The 5,122-nt window shown below is 69.8% G+C and carries 5 protein-coding genes and 1 pseudogene; 2 read left to right on the top strand and 4 right to left on the bottom strand.

Going from position 1 to position 5,122, the window contains the following annotated elements:
• Positions 1 to 478 (bottom strand): annotated as a pseudogene (locus tag K2X24_RS16470) (dimethylmenaquinone methyltransferase); the annotation flags it as partial.
• Between the two features lie 199 nt (positions 479 to 677).
• On the opposite strand from K2X24_RS16470, the gene dinB reads away from it, so the two are divergent.
• Positions 678 to 1,775, top strand: coding sequence for a DNA polymerase IV (gene dinB / locus K2X24_RS16475; protein WP_292499429.1), 1,098 nt, complete (start codon positions 678 to 680; stop codon positions 1,773 to 1,775).
• 87 nt (positions 1,776 to 1,862) lie between these two features.
• On the opposite strand, the gene pqqA (K2X24_RS16480) is transcribed toward dinB, so the two are convergent.
• Positions 1,863 to 1,952, bottom strand: coding sequence for a pyrroloquinoline quinone precursor peptide PqqA (pqqA, locus tag K2X24_RS16480; RefSeq protein WP_056092902.1), 90 nt, complete (start codon positions 1,950 to 1,952; stop codon positions 1,863 to 1,865).
• 73 nt (positions 1,953 to 2,025) lie between these two features.
• Positions 2,026 to 2,115 (bottom strand): pyrroloquinoline quinone precursor peptide PqqA, encoded by a 90-nt coding sequence (pqqA, locus tag K2X24_RS16485; protein WP_019902976.1) that lies wholly within the window; start codon positions 2,113 to 2,115, stop codon positions 2,026 to 2,028.
• Between the two features lie 718 nt (positions 2,116 to 2,833).
• On the opposite strand from pqqA (K2X24_RS16485), the gene mgtE reads away from it, so the two are divergent.
• Positions 2,834 to 4,204, top strand: a complete 1,371-nt coding sequence (gene mgtE / locus K2X24_RS16490; protein ID WP_292499430.1) for a magnesium transporter — start codon at positions 2,834 to 2,836, stop codon at positions 4,202 to 4,204.
• Between the two features lie 92 nt (positions 4,205 to 4,296).
• On the opposite strand, the gene K2X24_RS16495 is transcribed toward mgtE, so the two are convergent.
• Positions 4,297 to 5,043: a sigma-70 family RNA polymerase sigma factor gene (locus K2X24_RS16495; protein WP_292499431.1), complete on the bottom strand. Its 747-nt coding sequence runs from the start codon at positions 5,041 to 5,043 to the stop codon at positions 4,297 to 4,299.
• Positions 5,044 to 5,122: the final 79 nt, after the last annotated feature.

The raw sequence follows: 5,122 nt of genomic DNA on the forward strand, positions 1-5,122 counted from the left end.
CGCGGGTGCCGGCTTCGCCGGTGGCGTAGAGCGCCCGGTGCTCGTAGGCCAGCCGCGTAGCGCAGCGGGTCTCGTCGATGAGCACGACGATGTCGGGATCCTCGAGGTCGAAGCGCTTCACATTCGGCGCCTCGGGGTCGACGCGGGGTTCGAGCTTGCCGTCACGGAGCTGGTCCACGGACGAGGCGTGGTGGTCGAGCACGATCAGGCGGTGGCGGGCGGCCGCGTCGCGGCGGCGGTTCAGGGCGGCGAAGCTCTTGATGAACGTCACCGCCACGGCCTCCAGGCCGAGATCGGTCATCACGATCATCTCCGGCTCGCGGGCCTTGCCGAGGCGCTTCAGCTCGGCCTCGACCACGGGGCCGACATCCGAGTAGCGCGGCACGTGCACGATCCGCGACACGTCGACGAACTGGCCGACCACCGTTGAGGCGCCGTAGCCGTCGAGGTCGTGATGGGTGATCTGGGTGACGTTCACGGCGCGGTCCTCGGGCGATTCGCGGAGGCTGGGCCGCGATGTCTCGGCCGCCTTATGCGGCAGGAGCGGCGCCGCGGCGAGCCCCCTGGCCGACGGACGGTTCGACGGTGGATCATGCGCGGGGCGGGCTTGATTCCCGGACACGAACCGGGATTGTGCGAACAGACCACGAACGAATGCCGGATCAGGGCGAGGAGGCATGTCCGCGATGCAGCCGGACGGTGGGGAAACGACCCGCAAGATCATCCACATCGACATGGACGCGTTCTACGCCTCCGTGGAGCAGCGCGACGCTCCGGAGCTGCGCGGGCGCCCCGTGGCGGTGGGCGGCTCGCGCGAGCGCGGCGTGGTGGCGGCGGCGAGCTACGAGGCGCGGGTGTTCGGGGTGCGCTCGGCCATGCCCTCGGTCACCGCGCGGCGGCTGTGCCCGGACCTCGTCTTCGTCAAGCCGCGCTTCGACGTCTACCGGGCGATCTCGGAGCAGATCCGGGCGGTCTTCGCCGAGCACACCGACCTCATCGAACCCGTCGCCCTCGACGAGGCCTATCTCGACGTGACGCGGAACCGGCAGGGACTGCCCACCGCCACGGAGGTGGCCCGCGCGATCCGGGCCGCGATCCGCGAGCGGACCGGGCTCGTGGCCTCGGCCGGCGTCTCCTACAACAAGTTCCTGGCCAAGGTCGCCTCGGACTTCCGAAAGCCGGATGCGCTCTTCGTGATCACGCCCGCCATGGGGCCGGCCTTCGTGGAGGATCTGCCGATCGGGCGCTTCCACGGGGTCGGGCCGGTGACGGAGGCGCGGATGAAGGCGCTCGGCATCCTCACCGGCCGCGACCTGCGGGCCCTGAGCCTCGACGATCTCGTGGCACGGTTCGGCGCCTCGGCGCCCTACTATTATGGGGTTGCGCGCGGCATCGACGAGCGCCCGGTGCGCGTCAACCGGATCCGGAAGTCCATCGGCACGGAGAACACCTTCTCGGAGGATTCGGCCGACTACACCGTGCTCGCCGGCCGCCTCGCGCCGATTCTCGACAAGGTCTGGGGCGCCGCCGGCGCCAAGGAGGTGCGGGCCCGGACCGTGACCCTGAAGGTGAAGTTCGCGGATTTCGAGCAGATCACCCGGGCGCGCTCCCTGCCGGGCTTCGTGTCGGGTCGGGACGATCTGGAGCGAATCGTGCTGGCGCTCCTGCGGGAGGCGTTCCCGCTTCGGCGCAGCGTGCGCCTCCTCGGCGTCTCCCTCTCGGGCCTGGAGCACGGGCCGGCATCGGAACCGCGCCAGCTCGGGCTGGCGCTCTGAGGACCCCACGAACAAAAGGGGCGCCACCCTTTCGGATGACGCCCCTCTTGGATCAGCAGGCCCCGTGCGCGGCGCCCGCGATCACCCTCAGTTGAAGGTATCGATCTCGGCGGACTCGTAGCTGGTGACTTCCATGCCGACGCAGATTTCCTGGACGATGGGGGCGGACCACTTCATGACGTTTCTCCAGTTTTGGCGGGTTAGAGCCTGATCCACACGGATCGGGCAGGTTCAGCCGAGGGCAGTGCCCTTAGTTGAAGGGATCGATCTCGGCCGACTCGTAGCTGGTGACTTCCATGCCGACGCAGACTTCCTGGACGACGGGGGCGGACCACTTCATGGGGGAACTCCTTCGTGTTCGACGCCCCTGATATGCCGTTATGTTGGGCGCAATACAAGTGGGCACTACACTTATATTTCTCATAGGATCGGCGCCGACGCCCGCACGGCCGGCCCCGCGGGCGCGAAAATCGCTCCGCAATCAGACATATGGTGCCGTTACCCCGGGTTCGGAAGGTGAAGCCCGACCATCCCCGTGCGCCCCCCCTGGCCTGATCGGGCGTCGGCACCGGCAAAGCGCGCTTGCGGACCTCCCCGGTACGAGGCCCGATCCGTGTACCGGCGCGTCGGGATTCCGAGGCCCCGGCGAAGGCCCCCCCACGGTTCTTGGCGGCTCGATCCCCGTGCGGGTCGCGCGTGACGTCTCGGGCGGGATCCGGCGCGTCAGGCCGGGCGGGCACCGCGTTCCCGTCCTGAAGCGTTCGCCCCCTTCGTTTCGGGCTTGACGCAGGCGGGCGACGAGGCGCACTCACGCGCCGCCGAGCGCCACCGCCCGTGATTCACGGGCCGGTGCGCGTCCCGGCTCCCCATCGACGAACCCCATGCCCAGCGACAGTCCAGACCGATCGCCAGACCAATCGCCCGCGCCCTGCGCGGCCGCATCCGCTCCCGTCTCCCGACGCTGAAGGCCCTCCCGGGGCCCCGCGCGGCGGCCGGCGCGGACCGGCCCGCTCCGGCGAGGTGCGGCCAGGATCGCGCCACCAAGCCGAGGTGAGCCCATGAACGAGATCGCCCCCTTCCCCTCCGGCATCGATCCGGCGGTGCTCGCCGCGCGCCTGTCGGACGAGCGCGCCCCCGACATCGTCGAGGCCCTGAACGAAGAGGCCCCCGAGGTCGCCGCCGCGATCCTGCTCGGCTTGTCCCAGGAGCGGGCGATCGAGGTTCTCGATCAGCCCGAACTCGACAGCGCCGCCGACATCATCGAGATGCTGCCGCGCGACCGGGTCGCCTCATTCCTGTCTGGCATGTCGGCCGACCGGATCACCGACATCTTCCGCGAGATCGAGGAGCCGGGGCGCTCGGACCTGCGCGCCCGCCTCGACGCGGAGACGCGGGGCGCCGTGGACCGGCTCAGCACCTACGGCGAGGAGACCGTGGGCTCGCTGATGACGACCGAATTCGTCGCCGTGCCAGGCAACTGGACGGTCCGCCAGACCCTCGACCACGTCCGGCAGGTGGAGAAGACGCGGGAGACCATCTACGCGATCTTCGTTCTCGACCCGCGCACCCGCGCGCTGACCAAGGCGGTGCCCCTGCGCCGGCTGATCACGGGCCAGCCGGAGGACAATGTGCTCTCGGTCGCGCCGAACCGGCGCCCGCTCGCGGTCTCGCCCACCGCGAGCCGCGAGGAGGCGGCCCGCCTGATCTCGAAATACGACCTCCTGGCGCTCCCGGTCATCGACGCGGTCGGCCACCTCATCGGCATCGTCACCGTGGACGACATGATCGACGCCATGGTCGAGAAGCAGACGCAGGACGTGCAGCGCTTCGGCGGCATGGAGGCGTTGCCCGATCCCTACATGGACATCCGCTTCGGAACGATGATCCGCAAGCGGGCGGGCTGGCTCTGCGCCCTGTTCCTCGGCGAGATGATGACCGCGACCGCCATGCAGGGCTTCGAGGGTGAACTCGAGAAGGCCATCGTGCTGACCCTGTTCATCCCGCTGATCATGAGTTCCGGCGGCAATTCCGGCAGCCAGGCCACCTCGCTCCTCATCCGCGCCCTGGCGCTGCACGAGGTACGCCTGCGCGACTGGTGGCGGGTGGCCCTGCGGGAACTCCCCACCGGCCTGGTGCTCGGGACGATTCTGGGCGCGATCGGCATCGTGCGCATCGTGGTCTGGCAGAAGACCGGACTCTACGATTACGGCATGCACTGGCCCCTGGTGGCGGCGACCGTCGGCGCGGCGCTGGTGGGCATCGTCACCTTCGGCTCGCTCACCGGCTCGATGCTGCCGTTCCTGCTGCAGCGCCTCGGCTTCGACCCCGCCACCGCCTCGGCCCCCTTCGTGGCGACCCTCGTCGACGTCACGGGGCTCGTCATCTACTTCTCGGTGGCGATGCTGATCCTGCGCGGAACGCTGCTCTAAGCGGAACTCGCAAAGGCAGTCACCGGTCCTGCGTCCAAGACCTCGCGTCCAAGATCCTGCGTCCAAGACCTGCGACGGACGGAGGCGCCCCGTCAGGCCCGCGCCTGCAGGCGCGCTTCCCCGAGGACGGCGTTCGCGAGGCGGTCGGGCCCGATCTCGTCGGCCGAGTAGCCGACGAGGGCGGCCAGGCTCTCGCGGGCCCGCCAGACCCGGCTCTTCACCGTGCCGATCTTGCAGCCCATGACGGTCGCCGCCTCGTCGTAGGTCATGTTGTCGATGGCCACGAGGGTGAGGGCCTGGCGCAGGGTGTCCGACAACCGGCCGATGGCCGCGTTCACGTCTTCCAGGTCGAGCACCGCGCCCTGCGCCGGCAGGGTCACCAGTTGCGCGGCGTAGCTTCCGTCGCTGTCCTCGACCTCGTGCACGCGCTTGCGCTGGCCCGAGTAGAACGTGTTGCGCATGATGATGGTGAGCCAGCCGCAGACGTTGGTGCCGGGCGTGAAGCTCTCGCGGTACATCCAGGCCCGCAGCATCGTGTCCTGCACGAGGTCGTCGGCGCGGGCGGCGTCGCGGGTCAGGGACAGGGCGTACTTGCGCAGGCCCGGCGCGTGGTCCTGCAGGCCCTGGCGGACCTCCGCCGTGAGGGTCTCGCCCCGGGCTGCCAGCACCGCCTCCAGGCGGGCGATCAGGACGGCGAAGCGGTCGGGCTGTGCGTCCTCCAGGGAAGCGTAGGCCGCGCGCAGGTGCTGGCCGAGGGAGCGTTGGATCGAGGGCGCGAGCAGGGGCGCGTGGGCGTTCAGGGCTGGGGACGGGGCATCAGATCCTGATTGCGATGTCATCCAGTATCTTCTCAAGGCGACCGGAAGCGGTGGAAGCCGACTTCCTTCAGTGTCCTCGAGTTGTGCGGAACCTTTTCGG

This window comes from Methylobacterium sp. (assembly GCF_019750675.1).
GTDB lineage: Bacteria > Pseudomonadota > Alphaproteobacteria > Rhizobiales > Beijerinckiaceae > Methylobacterium.